The sequence below is a fragment of the Ruegeria sp. CDSB117 genome (assembly GCF_059611005.1).
On record NZ_JBXWOS010000026.1, the window covers coordinates 14,549 to 36,634 of the forward strand.

Annotated in this window: 22 protein-coding genes, 1 tRNA gene and 1 pseudogene; 16 read left to right on the top strand and 8 right to left on the bottom strand. The window is 54.5% G+C overall.

All coding sequences use genetic code 11. The features are described 5' to 3' along the window. Nucleotides 1-52 precede the first annotated feature (52 nt). The 10 genes from AC2FJC_RS20860 to AC2FJC_RS20905 all read left to right on the top strand — a co-directional run bounded on the left by AC2FJC_RS20860 (nucleotide 53) and on the right by AC2FJC_RS20905 (nucleotide 9,220). The gene (locus tag AC2FJC_RS20860) at nucleotides 53-802 is read left to right on the top strand and encodes a hypothetical protein (protein WP_496741315.1); all 750 of its coding nucleotides are present in this window, start codon (nucleotides 53-55) and stop codon (nucleotides 800-802) included. 4 nt (nucleotides 803-806) lie between these two features. Beyond that, nucleotides 807-2,318 carry a tripartite tricarboxylate transporter permease gene (locus AC2FJC_RS20865; protein WP_496741317.1) on the top strand — a complete coding sequence of 504 codons (1,512 nt, stop codon included), beginning with the start codon at nucleotides 807-809 and terminating at the stop codon, nucleotides 2,316-2,318. Further along, complete coding sequence (locus tag AC2FJC_RS20870; protein WP_496741319.1) at nucleotides 2,318-2,605, top strand: putative quinol monooxygenase; 288 nt, start codon at nucleotides 2,318-2,320, stop codon at nucleotides 2,603-2,605. Before AC2FJC_RS20865 ends, AC2FJC_RS20870 begins: the two co-directional genes overlap by 1 nt. Then, a complete protein-coding gene (locus AC2FJC_RS20875) occupies nucleotides 2,602-3,399 on the top strand; it encodes an N-acyl homoserine lactonase family protein (protein ID WP_496741321.1) in 798 nt (265 codons plus the stop codon). The genes AC2FJC_RS20870 and AC2FJC_RS20875 overlap by 4 nt, the downstream gene beginning before the upstream one ends. Further along, nucleotides 3,396-4,673: a 3-oxo-tetronate kinase gene (gene otnK / locus AC2FJC_RS20880; RefSeq protein ID WP_496741323.1), complete on the top strand. Its 1,278-nt coding sequence runs from the start codon at nucleotides 3,396-3,398 to the stop codon at nucleotides 4,671-4,673. Before AC2FJC_RS20875 ends, otnK begins: the two co-directional genes overlap by 4 nt. Continuing rightward, nucleotides 4,670-5,311 (top strand): 3-oxo-tetronate 4-phosphate decarboxylase, encoded by a 642-nt coding sequence (gene otnC, locus AC2FJC_RS20885; protein WP_496741325.1) that lies wholly within the window; start codon nucleotides 4,670-4,672, stop codon nucleotides 5,309-5,311. Before otnK ends, otnC begins: the two co-directional genes overlap by 4 nt. A 505-nt stretch (nucleotides 5,312-5,816) precedes the next feature. Continuing rightward, a complete protein-coding gene (locus AC2FJC_RS20890) occupies nucleotides 5,817-6,248 on the top strand; it encodes a TetR-like C-terminal domain-containing protein (RefSeq protein WP_496741327.1) in 432 nt (143 codons plus the stop codon). Between the two features lie 115 nt (nucleotides 6,249-6,363). Then, nucleotides 6,364-7,353, top strand: coding sequence for a TRAP transporter substrate-binding protein (locus AC2FJC_RS20895; RefSeq protein ID WP_496741329.1), 990 nt, complete (start codon nucleotides 6,364-6,366; stop codon nucleotides 7,351-7,353). Between the two features lie 73 nt (nucleotides 7,354-7,426). Continuing rightward, nucleotides 7,427-7,945 (top strand): TRAP transporter small permease, encoded by a 519-nt coding sequence (locus tag AC2FJC_RS20900; RefSeq protein WP_496741331.1) that lies wholly within the window; start codon nucleotides 7,427-7,429, stop codon nucleotides 7,943-7,945. A 3-nt stretch (nucleotides 7,946-7,948) separates the two neighbouring features. Continuing rightward, complete coding sequence (locus AC2FJC_RS20905; protein ID WP_496741333.1) at nucleotides 7,949-9,220, top strand: TRAP transporter large permease; 1,272 nt, start codon at nucleotides 7,949-7,951, stop codon at nucleotides 9,218-9,220. Nucleotides 9,221-9,347: 127 nt separating this feature from the next. Here AC2FJC_RS20905 and AC2FJC_RS20910 read toward each other — a convergent pair whose 3' ends face one another. The 3 genes from AC2FJC_RS20910 to AC2FJC_RS20920 all read right to left on the bottom strand — a co-directional run bounded on the left by AC2FJC_RS20910 (nucleotide 9,348) and on the right by AC2FJC_RS20920 (nucleotide 11,827). Then, the gene (locus AC2FJC_RS20910) at nucleotides 9,348-9,713 is read right to left on the bottom strand and encodes a cupin domain-containing protein (protein ID WP_496741335.1); all 366 of its coding nucleotides are present in this window, start codon (nucleotides 9,711-9,713) and stop codon (nucleotides 9,348-9,350) included. A 73-nt stretch (nucleotides 9,714-9,786) separates the two neighbouring features. Next, nucleotides 9,787-11,319 (bottom strand): phospholipase D family protein, encoded by a 1,533-nt coding sequence (locus AC2FJC_RS20915; RefSeq protein ID WP_496741337.1) that lies wholly within the window; start codon nucleotides 11,317-11,319, stop codon nucleotides 9,787-9,789. Between the two features lie 292 nt (nucleotides 11,320-11,611). Further along, nucleotides 11,612-11,827 carry a hypothetical protein gene (locus AC2FJC_RS20920; protein WP_496737020.1) on the bottom strand — a complete coding sequence of 72 codons (216 nt, stop codon included), beginning with the start codon at nucleotides 11,825-11,827 and terminating at the stop codon, nucleotides 11,612-11,614. A gap of 241 nt (nucleotides 11,828-12,068) precedes the next feature. On the opposite strand from AC2FJC_RS20920, the gene AC2FJC_RS20925 reads away from it, so the two are divergent. Then, a complete protein-coding gene (locus AC2FJC_RS20925) occupies nucleotides 12,069-12,998 on the top strand; it encodes an autotransporter domain-containing protein (protein ID WP_496741339.1) in 930 nt (309 codons plus the stop codon). Nucleotides 12,999-13,065: 67 nt separating this feature from the next. Here AC2FJC_RS20925 and AC2FJC_RS20930 read toward each other — a convergent pair whose 3' ends face one another. Then, complete coding sequence (locus AC2FJC_RS20930) at nucleotides 13,066-14,082, bottom strand: Fe(3+) ABC transporter substrate-binding protein (protein WP_496741341.1); 1,017 nt, start codon at nucleotides 14,080-14,082, stop codon at nucleotides 13,066-13,068. Nucleotides 14,083-14,560: 478 nt separating this feature from the next. Then, nucleotides 14,561-15,460, bottom strand: a complete 900-nt coding sequence (locus AC2FJC_RS20935; protein ID WP_496741343.1) for a LysR family transcriptional regulator — start codon at nucleotides 15,458-15,460, stop codon at nucleotides 14,561-14,563. 157 nt (nucleotides 15,461-15,617) lie between these two features. On the opposite strand from AC2FJC_RS20935, the gene AC2FJC_RS20940 reads away from it, so the two are divergent. From AC2FJC_RS20940 to AC2FJC_RS20950, 3 genes and pseudogenes are all read left to right on the top strand, one after another. Next, nucleotides 15,618-17,192 (top strand): arylsulfatase, encoded by a 1,575-nt coding sequence (locus AC2FJC_RS20940; RefSeq protein ID WP_496741345.1) that lies wholly within the window; start codon nucleotides 15,618-15,620, stop codon nucleotides 17,190-17,192. A gap of 210 nt (nucleotides 17,193-17,402) precedes the next feature. Further along, nucleotides 17,403-17,554, top strand: a pseudogene (locus AC2FJC_RS20945) (integrase); the annotation flags it as partial. Nucleotides 17,555-17,782: 228 nt separating this feature from the next. Further along, nucleotides 17,783-18,814, top strand: coding sequence for a hypothetical protein (locus tag AC2FJC_RS20950; RefSeq protein WP_496727421.1), 1,032 nt, complete (start codon nucleotides 17,783-17,785; stop codon nucleotides 18,812-18,814). 172 nt (nucleotides 18,815-18,986) lie between these two features. On the opposite strand, the gene ykgO is transcribed toward AC2FJC_RS20950, so the two are convergent. Then, entirely contained in the window at nucleotides 18,987-19,112 is a 126-nt protein-coding gene (ykgO, locus tag AC2FJC_RS20955) for a type B 50S ribosomal protein L36 (RefSeq protein WP_005648635.1), read from the bottom strand. 93 nt (nucleotides 19,113-19,205) lie between these two features. Then, nucleotides 19,206-19,280, bottom strand: a tRNA-Val gene (locus AC2FJC_RS20960). Between the two features lie 149 nt (nucleotides 19,281-19,429). Between AC2FJC_RS20960 and AC2FJC_RS20965 the strand changes: the two genes are divergently transcribed. Beyond that, on the top strand, nucleotides 19,430-20,290 hold the full coding sequence (locus AC2FJC_RS20965) for an N-formylglutamate amidohydrolase (protein ID WP_496741347.1): 861 nt from the start codon (nucleotides 19,430-19,432) through the stop codon (nucleotides 20,288-20,290). 2 nt (nucleotides 20,291-20,292) lie between these two features. Here the strand turns inward: AC2FJC_RS20965 and AC2FJC_RS20970 are convergent, their stop codons facing one another. Continuing rightward, nucleotides 20,293-21,546 (bottom strand): DNA polymerase IV, encoded by a 1,254-nt coding sequence (locus tag AC2FJC_RS20970; RefSeq protein WP_282152744.1) that lies wholly within the window; start codon nucleotides 21,544-21,546, stop codon nucleotides 20,293-20,295. A gap of 88 nt (nucleotides 21,547-21,634) precedes the next feature. Here AC2FJC_RS20970 and AC2FJC_RS20975 point away from each other — a divergent pair, with 88 nt between their 5' ends. Further along, a complete protein-coding gene (locus tag AC2FJC_RS20975; RefSeq protein WP_496741350.1) occupies nucleotides 21,635-22,042 on the top strand; it encodes an NUDIX domain-containing protein in 408 nt (135 codons plus the stop codon). Nucleotides 22,043-22,086: the final 44 nt, after the last annotated feature.

The window sequence follows — 22,086 nt, forward strand, 5'->3', positions numbered from 1 at the left end:
TCAATTTTGAAGGGGCGCACTTGATCGCGCCCTTTCCCTCAGGAGGCAGGCAATGGACAAACCTGACGAAACACTGGTCATGCGGTCGCGCGACTTTTGGGCAGCAATTGTTCTAATAACAGTGTCCGTCTTTTTTCTTTGGAAGACGTCGGACATTCCACTTTGGGGCGAAAACCGCGCAGGTGTAAGTGGATCGGATTGGTACAACTCGGCGGCAATTGTACCGCTGTTCATCTTCGGTGGATTGCTTGTGCTGTCCTTCGTCTTACTGGCTAATTCAATCCGCTCAGGTGGTGCCCAAAACGCGCTCAGTGCTTTGGGCATCGGATGGGATAAGTCGGAAGCCTATCGAGCTTCTACAATAGGCCTGATCCTTCTTGCATATGTCGTCGGACTGGTTCCCAGAGTGGACTTCATTCTGTGTTCTGGGTTACTGATTACAGCTTTGACTTACGGCTACTACGGGGGTCATGCGCGGCGTGCTTTGGTGGCCTGTAGCGCGGTTGTCTCTGCCGGGCTATTTGCGTTTGCTGTATTTCCCGCGCAGGCGGGCTGGAACGCACACAGTGATGATTGGTTTACACTGGCCTTATGGGGCTCGCTCACACTTGTGGTGTTGAGCAAGGCGGTTTCCGAACGCGTTTTGCGGTTCGTTCCGTTGGTGGCAATACTTGCCCCGCTCATCCTCGTTTGTGCGATGGCCTTTGTTTTCCGGCAGAACGTGCCCGCGCGCGGTGGGCTGATCTTCAAGCAAATCGAATACCACTACTATGTGACGCTTCGTCCGCTATGGAAAGACTGACCGGATGGACTTTATTCTTTCGCAACTGGCCGGATTTGGGACTGCATTCGTGGGCCTGGCAGTGGACCCGCTGACCTATCTGTATTTGATCGCATCCGTGTTCTTGGGCATCTCGTTCGGCGCATTGCCCGGCCTGACCGCAACCCTGGCCGTGACGATTCTGACGGGATTCTTCGGCAACAAAATCCCGCTGGACTATTCACTCATCGCATTGCTCGGGGCCTATGTTGGCGCGATTTATGGGGGTTCTTACCCGTCAATTCTGTTGAACATTCCAGGTACGGCAGCCAGCGCGGCGACGGCAATGGATGGCTACCCACTGGCCAAAGCGGGTCGAGGGGGCGAAGCACTTGGGCTGACCACAACGGCCAGTTTCATTGGCACAGTTATCGGAACCCTCACGCTTCTGATTTTCGTATGGGCACTGCTTTTGGTTTCAAAGAACATCGCAAGCCCGGAGAAAGCATTGCTGGCCCTGTTCGGCATTCTGCTTTCTGGCACTTTGATGAGCGAAGACCTGGTGATCAAGGGATGGATCGCCGGTCTGATCGGGCTTGCGATGTCCATGGTGGGGCTTGACCCTCTGTTGTCTGAACCGCGCTATACTTTCGGCTGGTCTTACCTGTTGAGCGGGTTTCAGGTCGTGCCAGTTTTGATGGGGGCCTTCGCCATCCCCCAAATCATCGACGGCTTGAGGCACGTTGAGGCCGGGAAAGTTCTGGCCCTGAAAGGTCGCATCCTTCCGAACCTACGCTCCATCCGACGCTACCTGCCCACCATTGGCCGGTCAGGAGTGATCGGGACCGGGGTAGGAGCGCTTCCCGGCGTGGGCGAAGATGTCGCCGGTTGGGTCAGTTACGGTGTCGGCAAGACCGTATCTGCCGAGGGCGACAAGTTTGGAAAAGGCTCTTTGGAAGGTCTGCTGTGCTCAGAGACCGCAAACAACGCCTGTATTGGTGGCGCACTAATCCCGCTTTTGGTGTTGGGTATTCCCGGTTCACCACCTGCGGCCGCTTTGATGGGCGCTTTCAAGATTAACAATGTGATCCCGGGACCGACGATTGATCCCGAGATCATTCTGCGCGTGGTTGCAATACTTGTGTTGGCCTCCCTGACAATGTTCCTGATGGGCCTGTTCACTGCTCGGGTTTTCATCAGAATACTCGCCATCCCGCAGACTATCTTCTTGCCGGTTGTGATGGTTCTAACAACAATTGGGTCTTTCAGCGTCGGTGGTGGCATCAATGATCTTTACCTGATGCTTGGCGTCGGCGCCGTTGCCTATTTCATGAACCTGATGAAATACCCAATCGCGCCATTGGTTATCGGGGTTATTCTGGGCAGCCTATTTGACGAAACCTTCCGCCGGTCGCTGTTCTTGTCGGACGGGGATCTTTCGGTCTTCTTTTCACGCCCGGGTGCGGCCATTCTGCTGGTGCTCAACATTGGCCTGATCCTCAGCCAACTGCCCGTTGCGAAGCGCGCTTTCTCACGTCTGAAAGGACTTTCCGTCTGATGTTTGTGGTTACTGTCACCTTCACTCTCAAGCCCGGTACGCGGGACACCTTTTTGCCGCTGATGGTCGAAAACGCTTCAACCTCTTTGCGTGAAGAAGCCGGATGCCAGCAGTTTGACGTTTGCCTCGGCGATGATCCTGAGACAGTTTTTCTCTATGAGGTTTATGATGATAGCGCGGCGTTCTCCGCCCACCTAGAAAGCGCGCATTTCCAGTCCTTCGATACGGCTGTGGCTGATATGATCGCCACCAAGGTAGTTCACCAGTACTCCGAGGTCATCCGATGAACGATTGGGAAATCCACGCCGTGAAATACGCGGATCGCAATGCCCGGACGCGAGCTGATAGTTTCATCATCGATGATAATCACAGCGCGCCTCACGCGATGGATTACTTCGTTTGGGTGCTCAAACGCGGTAACAAAGTCATTCTGGTCGATACTGGCTACGACTCCGATGAGGCCGCCGCCCGTGGTCGTCCCATTGCGATGGATCCTCGCGAGGCTCTGCGGCCCCTAGGCATTTCACCGGAAGCGGTAACCGAGGTTATCGTGACCCATCTTCATTATGATCACGCGGGGGGGCTGCATATGTTCCCGAACGCGAAGTTGCATATGCAATCGGCGGAGATGGCCTTCGCCACAGGCCCCTGCATGTGCCACGACCATCTGCGCGCGCCTTTCACGGCCGGCCATGTCTGCGAGGTCGTAAAGCGTCTCTATTCAGGCAAGGTCGTGTTCTACGATGGAGATGCCGAGATTGCAGATGGGATCACGGTGCACTGCATCGGTGGGCATTCGCGCGGGTTGCAATGCGTTCGCGTGAGAACGGCAGCCGGGTGGATGATACTCGCCTCTGATGCCTCACACTATTACGAGAATTTCATGGCGCGCAAAGCCTTTCCCATCGTCGTCGACCTGCAAGACATGATGGATGGTTTCGAGATGCTCGAAAAGCTGGCCTCGCACCCTCGACTTATCGTGCCAGGTCATGATCCACTTGTGCGTGAGATTTTTCCCGTCGGAGCGGCACCGCATATCCGTAGGCTAGATCCCGGGCCAACCAGGGACATCAAATTATGAAGATCGGCGTCATAGCGGACGACTTTACCGGTGCGAGCGATATTGCGAACACCTTGGCGAAAGGCGTTGAGCCGGAAGGTGGATTAAGAACCGCGCAGTTTCCGGGTATTCCGAATACCCCAGCCGACGAGGAGATCGAAGCAGGCGTCGTCTCGCTCAAGAGCCGCACTGCACCGGTCGAGGAAGCTGTTGCGGACAGTCTGAATGCCTTGCAGTGGCTCGCGGACCAAGGTTGCCAGCAGTTCATCTTCAAGTATTGCTCGACCTTCGATTCCACTATGGAGAGAAATATCGGCCCCGTTGCGGAAGCGCTGGCCAACGAACTGGGCGCGGAAAAAGTGATTTTCTGTCCGGCCTTTCCGACAACGGGGCGTACTATCTATTACGGTCATCTCTTTGTGCTTGGTAAGTTGTTGCACGAGTCTGGGATGGAAAATCACCCTCTTACTCCGATGACGGATGCCAATATCAGGCGATGGTTGCAGTATCAGACTGAAGAAGCGGTTGGGTTGGTGTCAATTGACACTGTGAAGCAAGGTTCAAAGGCGATTGCTGATGCTTTGCAGAAAGCCGACGAACGATTTGTGATTGGCGATGCGATTTCGGATGAAGATTTGTTGGCCTGGGGCGAAGCTCTAAAAGATGCCAAGCTCATTACTGGGGGATCGGGTATAGCGCTGGGTCTACCAAGAAACTTCCTGAGAGAGACTTCATCCAAAAGTGCTGGCAGTGCGTTCACTGGTATCGCAGGGCCTGCCGCGATCCTTGCGGGTTCTTGTTCAGGTGCGACCCGCGGGCAGATCGATGTTCATGCGAAATCCCATCCAACCTTCGCCATTGATGTTCCGGGTGTCATGTCCGGGGATGTGACCACGCAAACGCTTCTGGATTTCTTTAAAGCGCATCCGGGTCAGGCGCCGCTCGCATATTCATCGGGAAGTCCGGATGATGTGCGAGCGATCCAAAATCAATTTGGTCAGGAAGCTGTAGCGAACAGGCTGGATAATCTCTTTGCAGAAACTGCATGGGAACTTGTCCAAACGGGTTATGAGCGCCTTGTCGTGGCCGGAGGAGAGACGTCGGGAGCTGTCGCCCAGGCTGTCTCTGAGGCACTGGGGTCACCGGCCATGTCAATTGGGACAGAGATTGACCCAGGCGTACCTGTCCTGAGCGTTGGAAAAACTGAACCCATTGCGATGGCTTTGAAATCCGGAAACTTTGGCGCTCCGGATTTTTTCGCGAAAGCGCTGAGAATGATGGAGTCGGGCAAATGAGCTCTGAAGAAATGGCGCTGCGGCAGCAGATGTCGGAGCTGTGTGCCTCGCTGTTTGTGCGTGGCTTTTCCGTTGGCACTGCGGGCAATGTCTCTGCGCGTTTACCGGACGGGATTCTCATGACGCCAACGAATTCGACTTTAGGCAATGTTGACCCCGAGCGAATTGCCAAGATTGATTTGGATGGCAACCACGTCTCCGGAGACAAGCCGACCAAGGAGGTCTTTCTGCACCAAGCCTTTTATGAGACGCGGCCGGAAGCTGGTGCAGTGGTGCATCTGCATTCGACCTGGGCCACCGCACTGTCGTGTCTGGAAGACACCGATCCCAATGACTGTATTCCGCCGCTTACACCATACGTGGTCATGCGCGTAGGCACGGTTAAACTGGTTCGATACGTTAAGCCGGGTGATCCAAAATCCGGTGATTTGATCCGCGAACTGGGCGGCAAGTATAGTGCTGTTCTGCTGGCCAATCACGGCCCTGTCGTGTCGGGAAAGGATCTCTTCTCAGCGGTCTATGCAGCAGAAGAGTTAGAAGAAACAGCCAAGTTACTCTTGGCACTTCGAGGTATGCCAACCCGGATGTTGGATGTAGCTCAAGTCGCAGAACTCAAGGGAACTATCGGAAGGATGTAGTCCGGTACCGAAAAGGGGAGTGTGCAAACTTTTGGGCAAATCGTGCAAAGTTATGCGCAAATATCGCGCAGAATTATGGGCAAACTTCAAGGATTTTCTTTAATGAAATCAATGCCGGTAATGCAGCGTTATGAGAGCACCTACAGGATCTTGTAGGTTTGCGCATAGCACTTCGCACACCCCATAAGTTTGCGTAGTTTGCCTATAGTTTTGCGCTGCGCGATTGTTTGCCCTGGCGGTGAATACAATCAGTTTTTGGCGTAGTCGTTGCGGTTATGGTCCTTTGCGTTGCTCAATCCCGCAAATGGCCTCCCTATGGAATCTTGGGTTGCATGCGGCCCTTTTTTGCTTGGCCTTCTCGCCAAGGCCTGCGATGCGCACAAAGCTGACTTTGCAAAGTCTCCGTTCAAAGTTTCGCCTGCCTAACCTAACCTGACCGGCCCGGAGCCGCCGTACGTGCAGGCGTACTAAGCTACCGCGCAGCTTCAGGAAAGCAGTCATTGAAGTGTCTGCTCAAGCTACCTACTGGCTACCTACTGGTTTGCACGTCTCACTGCAAAACGCCTCCACATCACAAGAGACGCCTAAGGCAAAGCTGCTTGCACTTGCGTTGGCATACCTGGATTTCGGTAACGAAAACCCAAACCTATGGGCCGCTTTATTCGATCACCGGATGCAGCCGGGTGTACCGGTCCCGCAATGGCACCTTGAGGAACACGCGGTGCTCATCGCCGAGATCATCGCTCCGTTATCGCAATTGAACCCTCAGTTGGATGACGACACATTGGCTTCGCGTGCACGAACTGTGTTTTCTGCTGTGCACGGCATAGTAAAGCTATCACTGGAAGGCCGGTTCGTCGCGTTGGACGCGGATGCGGTACAAGCTGAATTGTCCGAGTTCATGACCCAATATCTGCAGGGGTATCAGTCAGGGTAAGTGTCCTCGTTTTCTCGAAAGTGATTGCATATGGAATTGACATCAATGCCACCGCATTGCGACGCTGCCAAACAAGTTAAGAAAGCGGAAAATCCGAAAATTCGACGGAGGAATCATGCGTAACATGTTTAAGGTGGCGTTGGCTGCAACACTCATAGTGTCTGCTCCGATCATGGTGCAGGCCGAAACCATCATCCGAGTGACGTTACAGTTGCCAGAGACTCATTCGTTGGGACAGAACTGGATCGCGTTCAAGGATATCGTTGAAGAGAAGTCCGGCGGTGAGCTAACGGTTCAGCTGTTCCCGTCAGCGCAGCTTTACAAAGATAAGGAAGTTCCAGAAGCAGTGGGTACAGGCGCTGTCGAGGCCGGTTCGGCGTTTCTTGGCCGGTTTACCGGGGCGGTCCCGGCAGTAGACGTCGTGAACCTGCCCTTCTTTTTCCGTGATGAGGACCATCTGCGGGCGGCCGTTGCCACTGGATCACCGATGCGCAACATTCTGGATGCCGCTGTGCTTGAGGAAACGGGGGCCAAGGTTCTGTGGTGGCAGGCGTTTGGGCGTAATGTCTATTTGTCGAACGGGTCTGCCATCCGAACACCCGCCGATCTCAAGGACCAAAAAGTCCGGACCTACGGTAAGGTGATTGGTTGGACGATCGAGGCGCTTGGTGGCGCACCCACGCTGATGTCGGGGTCCAAACAGTTTCTGGCCTATCAGCAGGGTGCTGTAGATGTGGGCATGACAGGTGCGTCTGCCGTGAAATCGCGAAAACTGCACGAAGTGATGGATCACATGACATTGTCATATGACAGTGCCATCGAATTTGTTGCCGCCATGAACAACGACTTTTTCGAAAGCCTTTCGCCCGAGCATCAGCAGATCATTCTGGACGCCGCCGCTGAGGTCGAACAGCAATTGCGTGACGCGATCTACGCAGAAGAAGATGCAACGATCGACGAAATGCGTGGCCTGATGACCGTGGTCGATCTGACCGATGAAGAGCGTCAGCAATGGATTGAGGCGACCTCGAGCGTTTCTCAGCGTTTTGTCGATGACGCAGGCGATACTGCCGCCGAAGTGATTTCAGCCGTGTCCGGAATGTAATCCCTTCTTCATATTGTCAAAGCAAGCGGACATCCCAGGTTCGATTGCTTCTTCTATTGGCGAGGCACCCCGAATGCTGCAAGCCCTGACCAGAACCGTCGATTGGCTGTCTGAACTCTTTGGTATTGTCGCCGGATGGATGTTCTTCGCCATAGGCATTTTCGTGGCTCACGAGGTCTTCATGCGCTACGCGCTCACCAGCCCGACGGTTTGGGTGGATGAGATCGCAAGGATCTTTCAGGTTTGGGCTACTTTTGGCGCGACGGCATATGTTCTAAAGCACCGCCAGCACATCGTCATTGATTTGGCGTTCCGGGATGCGAACACGCTTAGGCGCAGGGTTGTCGAGACGTTTTCGTTGCTTGTTATCGTGTTTTTCGGATGCGTCGCCGCGCGATATGGTTGGGACATCTGGCTGAAATCCACGCTCGCCGGGCACACGACGGACAGCTACCTTGCTGTACCCAAGGCCTATACTCAATCCGCGATCTGGGTTGGGTTTGGTTTGCTATCGCTTCAGGCTTTGGTGGAAATCTACCGGGTGTGGACGGGCCAGGCGAACCTGCAAAACCATGAACTTGGGGGTCACTGACCCTTGGAAACCATTCTGATCATCGGGGCCCTGCTGGGTTTGCTGCTTTTGCGCGTACCCGTCGCCTTTGCCATGGGGGCCCTCGGGGTTGTGCTGTTATGGCTGAAAGGGCTCCCATTGATTGCCGTGCCGCAGCGCCTGTTCGGGACGATGGACAGTTTTGAGCTTTTGGCCGTGCCTTTGTTCCTGCTCATGTCAAACGTGCTGTTGAAAGGCGGCGTCGGACGGGATCTCTTTGCCGGCGTGCAGGCTTGGGTCGGGCATTGGCCCGGGGGATTGGGCGTCGCTACGATCAAAAGCTGCACGCTTTTTTCGGCGATTTCGGGATCCTCGGTGGCGACGGCAGCCACAATTGGCACCGTCGCCATCCCCGAGATGGAAAAGCGCGGCTATGACCGTCCATTCATCTTGGGACAACTCGCCGCCGGAGGAACCCTGGGCATTCTGATCCCCCCATCGATCCCGCTGATCATCTATGGCGTCATTACCGAGACTTCGATTCCAACGCTTTTCCTTGCCGGAATTGGACCTGGATTGTTCCTTGCAACGCTCTTTATCATCTACGCCATGCTTTATGCGCGCGGCAAAAAGAGCTTAAAAGTCGAGCGCATGCCAATGAAACAACGGCTGCTGGTGACATTAAGTGCGCTTCCGACTGTCGTCTTGGCTATAGCAATCATTGGATCGATCTATGCAGGAATAGCGACGCCATCAGAAAGCGCGGGCATCGGGTTCGTGATCGCGATGGTCATAACATTCGCGATGCGAAGAATGACCTTCGTAAAACTGCGAGAAGCCGTGCACGATTCACTGATAACCACTGTGATGATTTTCATCATCGTCGCAGGGGCTAAGGTTTTTTCTTACGCCATTACTTTGTATCTGATTCCGCAATCGATCAGCAGCTTTCTCACTGAAAACATCTCAAACCCGACGATTTTTATTTTCGCGGTCGGGCTTGTGTTGCTGATTATCGGTTTTTTCCTCGAAGCACTTTCCATGATGCTGATTATGGTTCCGGTGCTTTTCCCTGCGCTTGAAGTCATGGGAATTGATCCGATCTGGTTCGGCATCTTTTTCGTCGTCCTGATCGAGACAGCGCTAATCACTCCGCCGGTCGGATTAAACCTGTTTGTCCTTCAAGCTGTCGGAAAGGCGCGCCTTGAGGAGGTTATTCAAGGGGCCATCCCTTTTGCGTTCATCATGCTGGCTACGGCCGTGCTGTTGTGGTTTTGGCAGGATTTGGCGCTTTGGATTCCTTACAAGCTGTTCTGACGGAACAAGCGGCGCACTCAATTGGTTCTTACAAACTGCCATACCGGGATACAGTCAGGCCGAAACGGTGCCATCCTCCGGTGAAGGTTCCGTCTGGGGTTTCGTATACGGCCTCGGATCGGCGAAGTTACTCAAACTGAATTATGACCGCTTCAAAGTCCTGATCGTTTGTGACCCTGGTGTGGTGACCCTTTCCCACTTTGTCTTCCATGTGCCACACGTCGCCGGGGCCGATGTCACGATAGTTTCCATCACTTGCAGTGACGCGGATTGTGCCTGCAAGGCATATCAGCCTTTGCGCCACCGGGGTCGGATGGATGGGCTCGTTCCAACCGGATCGAAGCCGCAGAAACATTGTCTGTTTGACGCGCGCTGGCTCGGATACCTCGATGGCGTGCGCGGGCGGGGCGAAACTCCGTTCCTCGAGGTTGACGTCAATGTCATCCCAATGGCTTTCGCCAGCAGCATCGGCATAAAGCTTGTAATACTTCACGGTGAACGTCCTTTCAGCTTTTTGCAGCGGTAAACCTAAGAATGATCGGTCGCGTTAGTCGTTACTTGCGGGCCTAAAGCTGTGACCCGATCGGTAAAATACTCAGAAAACCAGAGACGATGTGATCCCAGACCGACCCCGTGGGCTCGGAATCGTATTCCAGTATTTCCCCGTCCGCTCCTCGTGTTCTCCATTTAAGCTGGCCTGCGCGTTCCAACGTCACCTGGTAGGTGTAGGCGGGCAGGGCCGCGTCCAATGCACCCATCGTTTGAACAGCCATCGCGGGCGAGTCGATCAGAATGCCCATTTCGGTATTGATGTTCACAGACCGCGGGTCCCAATTGAATGAGCCAACAAAGAGGTAACGGTCGTCGATGGCAAAAGCCTTGGAATGCAGGCCGGAACGGGATTGCGCCCAGTTGATACCGCGACGCTGAACCTGATAGGCATCTGGCCGCAATTCATAAAGCTCAACCCCACCGCGCAGCAACGCCCTGCGTTTCTTGGCGTAATGGGCATAGACCGGCACGACGTCGTTCGACCCTAAGGAATTGGTCACGACTTTGACGTCCACACCGCGATTTTCCAACTCGGTCATCCATCGGACGCCATTGTTGCGCGGCACGAAATAGGCCGAGATGATATTTACCTCGCTGCTGGCAATTTCAAAATACGGCAGCAATTGCGATGCAAGAATGGGGTCGGACGTTTCATCGCCCGCAGCTTTTGAAGGCGGGTCCGCATACAAACGCGCGGGGACCCAATTCAGCCGCAGCGCGCCGTCGGCAAAATTCTCTTGCGCGGATTTCCTGAGCGCAGCGCCGTACTGGGTCTGTTTTGCTTCCTCCACCAACTCATTCAGCCTTGTGCGCGCATCGTTCAGGTCAAACGATTCCGGTTGTCCAACAACCGCGCGGGCGGGAACGGCAAATTCACTGTTCCAATAGGCGTCAAAGCTTTGGGAAACCTCATTCACGACAGGGCCTGCCGCCAGCACGTCCAGATCTGCGTAGTTCATTTCTTCCCGGGCCAAGAAATACTCGGCCCCAATGTTGCGCCCCCCGACGATCGTGAACATGTTGTCTGCGGTCATGGATTTGTTGTGCATCCGGCGATTTATGCGTTTGAAGTCTGTCAGACCTGCAATCAGTAGGCTTTGATCCCGCCAAAAAGGATTGAACAGCCGGATCTCGATATTCTCGTGATAGTCCAGCGCTGCGGTCATAGCGTCGTAACCGGACGTGTCCATGTCATCCAAAAGCAGCCGGACACGAACGCCCCTGTCCGCCGCCTGCAAAAGACTGGCCGCAAACAGGTGGCCCGTGGGGTCATTGTGCAAAAGGTAGTATTGCGCGTCGATGGTATGCTCTGCTGCAGCGGCCAGCAAAAGCCTTGAAACCAGCGCTTGTTCCCCATCACTGATCAGTTTTACCCCGGACCGCCCATCCTTGGGATCGCCAAGCCGGTTGGCCGCGCGCATCAGGGCGCTGTTCGCGGGGGCCGCAAAGGACAACGAAATGGTTTTTTCATAGCTGCGTGTTTTGGGGGCGCATGCAGCAAGAGCCAGCGTACTGCACACACAAACCACCACGGCCCATGGCTTCATCGACATTCTCCCCCCATTCTATCTCAGGTGACTACGCTTGTAGGGGTGATTGCAAGTTTGTTTCCGGATTCACCGGGTCGTTTCTCAAGCCTGTGTTGTATGGGCGAAACCCCAAAAAGGCCCGCGCAGGGGTGTTCGCTGACCGCGTCGTTTAAAATTGAAGACGGAGTCTCGGGTACTGAGGTTGAAGGGGTGTCGCCGGGTTTTGCAGGTCCGATCCGCCCCAATTCTGATCATAAAGCATCTAACTGGTTCAAGGCACCTAGGCCGTCCCACAAATGGGTGACGATTTTCAGGTTCGGGGTTTGCGGCTCAGCAACCCGTATTTCATGGCCCACGACCGGAATGAACGACGTTTGCGTCTTTCCGATTTCACTGCACGCTTGGACTGTGCGCCGCCTTGTCGGTTGAATTCGAACACATCAATCACCTTCTCGGCACAGCCGCAGGCTTCGCCCATGCCAACCTTGGCAAAGTAGAATTTCTCGAAACTATCCCGGTTTTTCATGGCGAGCCTCCTGACGTGATTGAACCCGTTTTGGGGGAAAACTCCAAATCACATTCCGGATGGTTGTTGAAAACGCCACGATGACCGGGTGTTTCCAAAATGCAAGCCATCAGATTTCGTGACCGCGAATTTGTTGTTTTCGTTTTTCGTAAACTAAGACTGGGTTACGGTTCGCTTAACGCCTAGCGCGTCTACAAGGATGCGCTTGCCGGCCGACAACATACGACAGGCGAACCTGCGATTGAAAAGACTTGTTGCGTACACACTGCCAATGTTCTGTGGTTTCGCTGCGTCGACCAACGCGCAAAACCTGGATCCAGACGCCTCGGAAACCGCCGCCCGGGCCGCTCTTGCGGTGCTGAGTATTGCCGCCACACCGAACGAAACACTGTCGTCCCTATCCTTTCTGAGCGCAGCCGGTGACGCGCGAAATCTGCGGTCCACGCAGTTGCGCGGCGGGTTCAAACCATTGGACAACGGCCTGTATCTGGAAGGTCAGTTCGCCTATCAGAACTATAATCCGGTGGTGATATTCCCCGAAATCGGGTCTGATACCGAACTGGATGTGAAATGGTCAAGCATCGCCGCGACCCTTGGTGTCGGATGGGAATTTCCGCTCACAAATGATTGGCACATCCGGCCAGCCGCGCATCTGTCCCTTGGCCATGTCACAACGGACGCCGTGTTTTCCGACTTCCCGTTGTTTCCGACCCGCTCGAACGGAGTGGGCGAGGTGGATGGCAATCTGAACGCCTTTGGCTTCGGCGCGTCCCTGAGTCTTTTTCGCGAGGCACAGTTCGGCCGTTGGCACGCAGAATACAAACTGCGCCAAACATTTCTGGAGTTTCACCCGATAGACGAACCCGAGGTTGGGAATGCGCGCGCAAACTCGAACCAGACCACGTTGTTTTCGCGCTATCGCTATCCGCTGGACAAGGTCAAACTACTGGGCAGTCCGTCAAAGCTGGTTTTGGACGGGGGTGTTGTCCTCTATCACGGCGACAGCGCGATGGTGTTGGATACGGATTGGCTCGCGACGGTAGGTGTCGGAATTGAGGTCGATACCACAAAGATCGGGTTGCCCGCCGTCGAAGGCGCGCGCGTCATGCTGAACGGCGTTATCGCGGATTCGTTTTCGGGGTTTTCGGTCGGGTTCGGGGTTCGGTTCTGAACCTGCCACCAAAGGAAAAGGGCGCAGAAAACCTGCGCCCTTCTTACTGCTCTGGTTTTTGCCCAGATTATTTCCAGCCGGCTTCGTTAAAGATCTTTTGTGCTGTCGGCAGGTTTTCGGCGACGTCGGACAGGACGACCTCATCCGCTTTGAACTCACCCAGCGATTTCACGGAGTCCGCCAGTGCGACGCCTTCAACCGCGGGGAATTCGTCATTCCCGGCGGAAAAATATTGCTGGGCGCTGTCGCTTGCCAAATATTCGAGGAAGAGAACGGCATTCTCTTTGTTCGGTGCATTTGCGGCAACACCTGCACCGGACAGGTTCATATGCGCGCCATAGCTGTCCTGGTTCGGGAAGACCCAACCGATTGCGTCGATATCGGCCGAAACACCTTTGACATCTTTGCGGATTGCACGGGCAAAGTAATAGGTGTTTGAAACCGCGATGTCGCATTCGCCGGATACGATACCCCGCAGCTGATCGGTGTCACCGCCCTGTGGTTCACGGGCCATGTTGGCCACGATGCCTTCGGCCCATGCCTTGGCGGCCTCTGGGCCTTCATGGGTGACGATCGAAGCCAACAGGGTCTGGTTATACGTATTGCTGGACGACCGGATGCAGACCTGACCCATGTATTCGGGCTTGGCAAGATCGGCATATGTCGCCGGCGGGTTGGCGACGTTTTCCTTGTCGAAGAAAATAATGCGGCCACGCTGCGAGAAGCCGAACCATTCATTGTCGCTATCCTGAAGGTTGTTCGGGATGCGCTCTTCCAGAACGGCGCTTTCGATCGGTTGCAAAATGCCTGCATTCTTGGCCCGTGAAAGGCGCGAGGTGTCGACTGTCAGCAGAATATCCGCGGGCGAGTTCGCGCCTTCGGCTTCCATCCGCGCGATCAGCTCATCGGCTTTGCCTTCGATGCGGTTGATGGTGATGCCAGTGGCCTTTTCGAAATCACTGTACAGGTTTTCGTCGGTGTCATAATGGCGCGAGGAATAAAGGTTCAACTCACCCTCGGCAGCGGCAGAAGTGGCAATCAGGGCCGACAATGCGGCGGCGAAGCAGGTAGAGGATTTGAGCATCATAACTCCCAACATTGAAATGTGCGGCGTAGTAATCCGACTGAAATTGTCAATTAAACGATTCCCGAGTGGATGCAAGGAAATCTGACAAAATTAGTTGGTCAAATGGTCGCTATTGTCCGGTGGGGAAAAGATGCGGAAAGTACGATGCAGAAAAAGTTGGTGGGTAGGATTGTTAAGGGCCCAATGCGTGAATTGGATTCTACGCTGTGAGTGCACGCCGCACCAAACATGCTGCAACTGCGTAGTTCTTGGTCCCGCCATGCAAGGAAGAAGTCAGCCATTCGGACTGCGTGCCGCGATTTTAGGACCGCGAGTTCACACATCGCGCAGCATTGCCACCATTGGCCATTTTCAAGCAAAAAGCCGCTCTGCGGTGTAATCCGAGACATTGCCAAGCTAACTGAGCTCGCGAAAACGTTTTAGTCGAACCACGATACGTCCCAGTTGGGCGTTTTTTTGTTCTTCAAATCACCGGTCACGCCCGGTGTTTGGCCAGTTCACTCCAACACAATTCAAGAGCAGCCGAAGTGTTTTGGGATTTGCGCGCCGCGCAGATGTTCCATGAAAGGCTCTGTTTCATCGACACCGGTTTGATTTTCTTTGTGCTGATCAGTTCTGCGAAAGTGTCCGGCATCCCTCCTACGATATAGTCTGGCTCTTCCAGTAATCCGGTCAGAAAGTTGTAATCGTCGCATTCGACATTCGGCTGGACATTGACTTTATTGACCGCGTCAGTGTTGCCGCCAAGTGACTTTATCAGAGTCGCTTTCCAGTGTTTGTGAAGATGCGGTGATGCAAAGGGAAAGTCGAAAACACCTGCCATTGTTTGCGGGCCGCGTTGGTGAATTTCATGATCGGGGTGCGCAACAAACTGAATTTGCCGTTTTTCCATCACCATGATTTCGACATTATCCGCATCTGGAGTGTAGGTCAGATCGCCCAGAAACACATCGAACTGCCCCGCCTGCAACAAGTCGAGCGGACGCGCGTAGGCGCTCACCAGTATTCTGAATCGCAGGTCGGGCATCACTTGCCGCACAGACCGCAGGACGGGCACGATCAGAGATCTTGTGGTCAGAGGTCCGCAACCGATCAGCAAAGTACCAGGTCCGGCGTCACGCAAATTGGCAACACGCGTCGCATAGCGATCCAGGTCTTGCCGCAGAGCCTTAGCGATGGGCAAAAACTCCTGCCCCGCCCGCGTCAGCGTACTGCTGTTGCGCCTTCGATGAAACAGCACGAGCCCTGCATGGTCCTCGGCTTGCCCAATATAGCGGGAAAACGACGCGTTGGAGGCACCCATCACGCGGGCCGCGTGTTGGAAGCTGCCAGTTTCAGCCAAAGTAAGAAAGGCGGTTAATGCGTTTTCATTCATCGTGCGGTCAATTTCATCTCAGCTATCGGTTTTTAACTTTCATAATGTGAAATCCTAGTAAAGCTCTGTTGCAGCATTAAAGTTTCGACCGTTATCCCTGATGAACCTTCCGATATTTCCATCATCGGTATCGCCTTCCACTTCCGCAGAGGTCAAAATGTTCAACCTTCGATCCATTGCGTTTTCGGCAACGGTGACCACAGCTTCGGTCTGTGCTACGCCTGTCTTGGCCGAAACCGACCAACCCAATATCCTTGTCATCATGGCCGACGATGTGGGGTGGGCCAGTCTTGGCAGCTATCATCAGGGGGTTAAAAGCATCAAAACCCCCAATCTCGATCAACTGGCAGCGGATGGCATGCGCCTGACGGACTATTATGCTCAGCCAAGCTGCACGGCGGGGCGTTCGGCATTTATCACCGGACAGTTGCCGGTTCGCACCGGGATGCATACCGTCGGCTTACCCGGAGACCCCGAAAAGGGTCTGAGTGATGACGATCCCACGCTGGCCAACATGCTGAAATCCTTGGGTTACACGACCGGTCAATTCGGTAAGAACCATTTGGGCGATATGAACAAGTTTCTGCCAACGGTGAAAGGCTTTGATGAATATTGGGGTTGGCTCTATCACTTGAACGCGATGGAATACACGTCCGACCCGGACTGGCCCAAAGATCAAAAGTTCAACGACACTTTTGGTCCTCGGAATATCATCCACGCCTATGCGACAGATACGGTTGATGAAACGGTAGACCCGCGCTGGGGTCTGGTCGGCAAGCAACGCATCATCGACGATGGCCCCGCTCCGCCTGAACGGCAAAAAACGCTGGACGACGAAGTGACAGCCCATACTCTGGGATTCATCAACCGCGCGGTTGAAAGCGACACCCCGTTCTTTGTCTGGATGGCACCGGCGCGGGCGCATGTCTGGACACACCTGAGCCCTGAATACGAAGCCATGCTCGGCGATGGGCGTGGGTTGCAAGATGTGGTGATGAAGGAACTTGACGACAACGTAGGAAAAGTCATGGAGCGGTTGGAAGAACTGGGTGTTTCCGACAATACGATTGTTGTATTTACTTCCGACAACGGCCCCGAAACCATGACTTGGCCCGACGGGGGAACAACGCCATTCCACGGTGAAAAGGGCACGACCTGGGAAGGTGGTTTCCGCGTACCCGCCATTATTCGCTGGCCCGGGAAAGTTCCAGCCGGAACCGTGAGTAATGGCATTTTTGCCGGGCTCGACTGGATGCCAACCCTGGTCGCGGCTGCAGGTGGACCGAATGACTTGCCGGATGCTTTGTTAGAGGGTCATGAAGGCTATCAGGTGCATCTTGATGGTTACAATCAGTTGTCGTTCTTGACCGGCGCAAGCGACAGCAGCCGCGAAGAAATCGTCTACTACGAGGGACCGGACCTGCAGGCCGTACGCCACGGTGACTGGAAAGCGCATTTCACAATTCAAACCGAAGGGTGGGCTGGCCCCAAAGAGGAGTTGAATGCTCCGCTTCTATTCAACTTGCGCCGTGATCCCTACGAAAAAGCGGCCGAAGAGTCGGGGATGTATACCCGGTGGATGGGCAACAAAATGTGGGCCTTTGGTCCTGCGGCTAAGATCGTTCAGAACCACCTGTCTACGTTCAAGGACTATCCTCCGCGGGGATCGGACATAACCAATCAAACTCATGTGGAAGAACAAATCTCGACCGAAGGCGGGATGTCACAGTAAGACAAACAATAGTCGGGAGGCATCCAATTGTGCCTCTCGATCTTCTTAATCGAGTACTTGAAAACACCTGCGCACGTGGGTCAGCTTTGATACCTTGCTCGGGCACTCGTGTATGCCGCAGCGTCAAAAAGTCTGGGCTCGACGCCGATGTAGGAGCAATCGTGACATCATTTCGACTGCCCCAACCTCGCTCAGCTTTGGATCGGTTCTTACAGCACGCGCTCACTCCGACGGGCGAAAGCCGCGAAAATCTAACGCAAGACCGGAATCCTTCACGCTGTGCAGCTTTTGCTGGGTCACACGAAAGTCGACAGCCAAGGCGCTACCCAGGTATTGAACTGGAGGACAAGTTGAGCATCTAGTAACAATTGGCGAGCGGCTCGGCCATTCCAGAACGGTTCTTTATCTTCTTGCGTCATTGGGCCGTTTTGAGCCCATAATGTCCGATGCTGCGCAGTGCATAAAGGTCTGCTTCGGTGAAATCTGTTGAGCTCTGCACTTTTGTTGAAGCTCACTCGAATAAGTGCCATGCTAAGCATAATTTCGAACAGAAACTTAGCAAGATCTGACCGAAGGATGGATTCACTCCTTTGATTTACGTTTACTATTTTTTCTACCTTTTGGCTTGGATTTTCGGGGTAACACGACGAGGCAATGATGCCGCGAAAACCAAGAGAATTGGTGTTAGGCTAACCGTTATCTCTCTGCTTACTACGGTTGCCTTTTTTGTTTTGATAAGCGGCATAAAGATGGGTGGCCTTATTTTTGGTGCCATACCACTTTTTCTTCTTTTTCCCATACTCGCGCTTGGAATTGGCCTTGTCACTTCAGCAGTTGCAAATGACCTTGCAAACCGAGGCCTGACGATTTCCGCCCATGCCGTCCGGGTAATCTCGTTGGTCGGCCCTTCTTTGGCAATTCTGTTTTTATGGTGGAACCAACACATAGATGAACAGCAGCGCCGGGATGACTTGGCTGCTTTCCAGGCTGGCGAGCTTGCTGGGCAAATCGGTGACGAAGAGATTCGTTTTCCCGCAAGTCCACAGCTTGAGACCATTCATTCGTGTAGGGGAGATCAGCCCTGCTACACGAAATTTTGGCGCAGTGGAGACACACTGCAAGACATGGTTGCATATGGGGTGGGCGAAGTCAGTTTTACTGAAATTGAGCTGATCCCCGTGCATAGCACATGTGACGGTCCCACCGCGCCACTGAACGCATGTTTGCAACAGTCCGAACTTCAGAGGTGGTGTGAAACAAGGGTGGCGCTTTCTGAGAGCATCTGGTGCCTGGGGAGGCCAAGGCATAGGGTGGTATTCTCGCCTGTGGCTGAAGGCAATTTGCGGCAATTCCAGGAGGAAAACTGGTTAGGTACTGATACAGATAGCCTCGGGACAGATTATGTTGGCAATCCTATTGCAATTGAATGCAATGCCCGCCGCGATGAAAGCATACTGAGCAATCCTCACCTTAGTCGCTATTGCCGTGTCAAGTTTAGCGTTGCTGCTGATGTGATTGCCGCTGTCTATCTTGATAGGTTTGAGCCTTCTGAAATGAAATCGCAGGCAACAACCATGTTGGAATATGCGAGTGTAATCTGGGCGAGCGTAATCCAACAATGATCGATCCAAGTGTGCCGACGACGTTGCTTCGTTTTTTAGGCGAACGCGTGTTGAGCAGACATTGATGCAAATACAACAAAGGTCTGCTTCGTCCGCATAGCAGACATTAACACCGCAAACAAAAAAAGCCGCGCTCGAAAGCGCGGCTTTAATATTTGGTAGAGTGCAGTTCTTAGCCCTGGCGAGCTTTGAACTTGCGCTGCGTCTTGTTGATCACGTAGACGCGGCCTTTGCGACGCACAACACGGCAATCACGGTGCCGGTTCTTGAGCGAGCGGAGCGAGTTCTTGACCTTCATGGGTCTGTCTCCAATCTGCGGCGCCTTCATCAAGGACGTGGCCAGCGCCTGGGTTTGCGGGTGTCCCGGGTCAGACCCGAAACAGTGAATAGATGGTGGGCGGTACAAGGATCGAACTTGTGACCCCTTCGATGTCAACGAAGTGCTCTACCGCTGAGCTAACCGCCCACTTAACCTTTGCGTTGCCCTGCCCCATAACGAAATGGGGCGCGGAACCCCGCGCCGGTAGCGGGGTCTATAAAAGGAGTCGCAAAGGGGTTCAAGGGGTTTGGTAGAACTATTTTCCGGTCTATGTTCAATGCGAACAAGGAGTCACCATGAAGAACGCTGCTTACGTATTGGATATGCCCGTCAAGCGCACGTCTTGCGTTGTATTTTCTTCTCCTCACAGTGGCCGGAACTACCCTGAAGCGATGCTGAACCGGACGGTTCTGAGCCAAAATGTGATTCGATCTTCGGAAGATGCATTCGTGGATCAGTTGTTTTCCGCAGCGACTGACCATGGTGCGCCTCTAATATCCGCAACAAAACCAAGAGCCTACCTGGATCTTAACCGCAGTGCTGAGGAGCTGGACCCGGCTTTGATCCAGGGCGCGCGCCGCCACGGCCATAACCCGCGTGTCGTTTCGGGGCTGGGCGTGATTCCCAGGGTCGTCGCCAATGGGCGCGCAATCTATCGCGGGAAGCTAACGATGGATGAGGCGCGTTTGCGCATCGACACCTGCTGGCGTCCTTATCATGCGCGTCTCAAGTCGCTGCTGGCCGAATCGCACACCGCTTTTGGTCAGGCCATTTTGATTGATTGCCATTCGATGCCGCATGAAGCGGTTTCGATGGCCAGTACGACCACGTCCCAGCGCCCGCAGATCGTGTTGGGTGACAGATTTGGCGCTTCAGCTTCGACCGAGATTGTAGACCGGATCGAATCCGCGTTTGCCTCAGCGGGTCTGATCGTGGCGCGCAACGCGCCCTTCGCGGGCGCCTACGTGACACAGACCTACGGGCGGCCCGGGCGCAATCAGCACGCTATCCAGGTTGAGATCGACCGATCTCTGTATATGGATGAGGTCAAAATCGCGCCGAACGGCAATTTCGCTGCGTTTCAGGACGTATTGCGGCAGGTCATACGGGAAATCTCGGGTATAGGCCGCGATCCGTTGCGTCTGGCGGCTGAGTAACCTCAGCGCAAAGCCCGGCCTTTGACAATCGCATCCGTTCCGAATCTGCGCCGGATTTCATCCGTTGCGCGTTCCGCCTGAGACCGCCTTGACGCGTCGGGATCCAAAAGGTCTCCCGAGATGTCCGCCTGATCTTCGGGGCACAGATCGGATATTCCGCAACCCAACAGACGATATGGCCCTTTGTCGCCGACCTGATCGAATAGCCCACGTGCGGTGCGGTAGATGCGGTCCGCGATCTGCGTGGCGTCCCGCAACGAGACACGTCGGGTGATGATCTTGTGGTTTGCTTGTTTGAGTTTCAGGGTTACGACCCGTCCGGCCAGCCCTTTGGCTTTGGCGCGATCCGCAACTTTTTCGGACATGCGCCACAGATGCCCGTCAAGGATGTCCAGGCTGGCTGTATCCTCGAAAAACGTGGTTTCGTTGCTGATCGACTTCATTGGCTCGTGCGAAGACACGCGCCGTTTGTCCTGACCGCGCGCCAGATGCCATAGCCGATACCCCATAGATCCGAAGCGGGCTGTCAGTGCCTCCTGATCCCAGCGTAATAAATCCGAGAAGGCGCGGATGCCGGCACGATCCAACGATTCCTGTGCCGCCGGGCCGATACCCCAGATCAGGCGCACCGGTTTGTCATACAGAAACTCGGCGGTCTCAGCTTCTCCAATAACTGAAAACCCACGCGGCTTGTCCAGATCTGAGGCGACTTTGGCTAGAAACTTGTTGTGCGACAGACCGATCGAGCCTGTAACACCCAGTTCGTCCTTCATCCGCTTAACCAACCTTGCCAGCATGGCCGCAGGTGGCGCGCCATGCAGTCGCTGCGTACCGGACAGATCCATGAATGCTTCGTCCAGTGACAGCGGTTCGATCACGGGAGTCAATTCGTCCATCATGGCTCTGATCTGGCGTGAAACCTCGGCGTAGACCGACATGCGAGGCTTGATGACAACGGCGTCCGGGCACAGTTGCAAGGCTTTGAACATTGGCATCGCAGAGCGGACGCCCCGAATACGCGCCACATAACAAGCGGTTGACACGACACCGCGTTTGCCGCCGCCGATGATCACCGGTTTGTCGGCCAGATCGGGATTGTCCCGCTTTTCAACCGAAGCATAGAACGCGTCGCAATCCATATGCGCGATGGACAGGTCGAACAGCTCGGGGTGCGTCTTGATCCGCGGGCTGCCGCAGGAAGGGCAGCGCGCTTCCTGTTCCAGAATCGAAAAGCAGTCGCGGCATAAAGCGGGCATTACATTTACATCTCAGTTTTATGCGCTTTGTCATATCAGGCGTTACTGGCTAAAATTTATCCGGTTGGGCAACAAAGAGAAAGCGCTCATGCAGTTCACGGGGGCGAAGGTCGCACTGTTTCTTGGACCAGACCTTTTGGTCATTCAAAGGGACGACAAGAAGGACATTCCATTCCCGGGCCATTTCGACTTTCCCGGCGGTGGGCGCGAAGGGTCAGAGACGCCGCTGCAATGCGTCAGGCGCGAAACACTGGAAGAAGTCGGGCTGCACCTCGCCAAGGCTGATTTTGTCTGGTCGCGCATGTATGGGCAAAACTGGTTCTTCGCAGCACACCGGCCACCCAGCGACGTCAACCTGATCAGTTTTGGCGATGAGGGGCAAGGATGGTGTTTGATGTCGCCGGATATTTACCTTGAGAATGCGTTGGCGGTGCCGAATTTCGCGATCCGCCTACGTGACTACTTGGCCCAAGGTAGGCCGTCTTTTGACATGTGAGGTTTTCAGAAGAAGACCCCCCGCGATTGGCGGGGGGAGGTGAC

What these genes read in the sequence shown, in the direction of transcription:
- AC2FJC_RS20900 (WP_496741331.1), top strand. Translation starts at nt 7,427, where the DNA reads ATGCTGCAAGCCCTGACCAGAACCGTCGATTGGCTGTCTGAACTCTTT.
- AC2FJC_RS20920 (WP_496737020.1), bottom strand. Translation starts at nt 11,827, where the DNA reads ATGAAAAACCGGGATAGTTTCGAGAAATTCTACTTTGCCAAGGTTGGC.
- otnK (WP_496741323.1), top strand. Translation starts at nt 3,396, where the DNA reads ATGAAGATCGGCGTCATAGCGGACGACTTTACCGGTGCGAGCGATATT.
- AC2FJC_RS20865 (WP_496741317.1), top strand. Translation starts at nt 807, where the DNA reads ATGGACTTTATTCTTTCGCAACTGGCCGGATTTGGGACTGCATTCGTG.
- AC2FJC_RS20870 (WP_496741319.1), top strand. Translation starts at nt 2,318, where the DNA reads ATGTTTGTGGTTACTGTCACCTTCACTCTCAAGCCCGGTACGCGGGAC.
- AC2FJC_RS20860 (WP_496741315.1), top strand. Translation starts at nt 53, where the DNA reads ATGGACAAACCTGACGAAACACTGGTCATGCGGTCGCGCGACTTTTGG.
- AC2FJC_RS20940 (WP_496741345.1), top strand. Translation starts at nt 15,618, where the DNA reads ATGTTCAACCTTCGATCCATTGCGTTTTCGGCAACGGTGACCACAGCT.
- AC2FJC_RS20930 (WP_496741341.1), bottom strand. Translation starts at nt 14,082, where the DNA reads ATGCTCAAATCCTCTACCTGCTTCGCCGCCGCATTGTCGGCCCTGATT.
- AC2FJC_RS20965 (WP_496741347.1), top strand. Translation starts at nt 19,430, where the DNA reads ATGAAGAACGCTGCTTACGTATTGGATATGCCCGTCAAGCGCACGTCT.
- AC2FJC_RS20975 (WP_496741350.1), top strand. Translation starts at nt 21,635, where the DNA reads ATGCAGTTCACGGGGGCGAAGGTCGCACTGTTTCTTGGACCAGACCTT.
- AC2FJC_RS20935 (WP_496741343.1), bottom strand. Translation starts at nt 15,460, where the DNA reads ATGAATGAAAACGCATTAACCGCCTTTCTTACTTTGGCTGAAACTGGC.
- AC2FJC_RS20895 (WP_496741329.1), top strand. Translation starts at nt 6,364, where the DNA reads ATGCGTAACATGTTTAAGGTGGCGTTGGCTGCAACACTCATAGTGTCT.
- AC2FJC_RS20915 (WP_496741337.1), bottom strand. Translation starts at nt 11,319, where the DNA reads ATGAAGCCATGGGCCGTGGTGGTTTGTGTGTGCAGTACGCTGGCTCTT.
- ykgO (WP_005648635.1), bottom strand. Translation starts at nt 19,112, where the DNA reads ATGAAGGTCAAGAACTCGCTCCGCTCGCTCAAGAACCGGCACCGTGAT.
- AC2FJC_RS20875 (WP_496741321.1), top strand. Translation starts at nt 2,602, where the DNA reads ATGAACGATTGGGAAATCCACGCCGTGAAATACGCGGATCGCAATGCC.
- AC2FJC_RS20970 (WP_282152744.1), bottom strand. Translation starts at nt 21,546, where the DNA reads ATGCCCGCTTTATGCCGCGACTGCTTTTCGATTCTGGAACAGGAAGCG.
- otnC (WP_496741325.1), top strand. Translation starts at nt 4,670, where the DNA reads ATGAGCTCTGAAGAAATGGCGCTGCGGCAGCAGATGTCGGAGCTGTGT.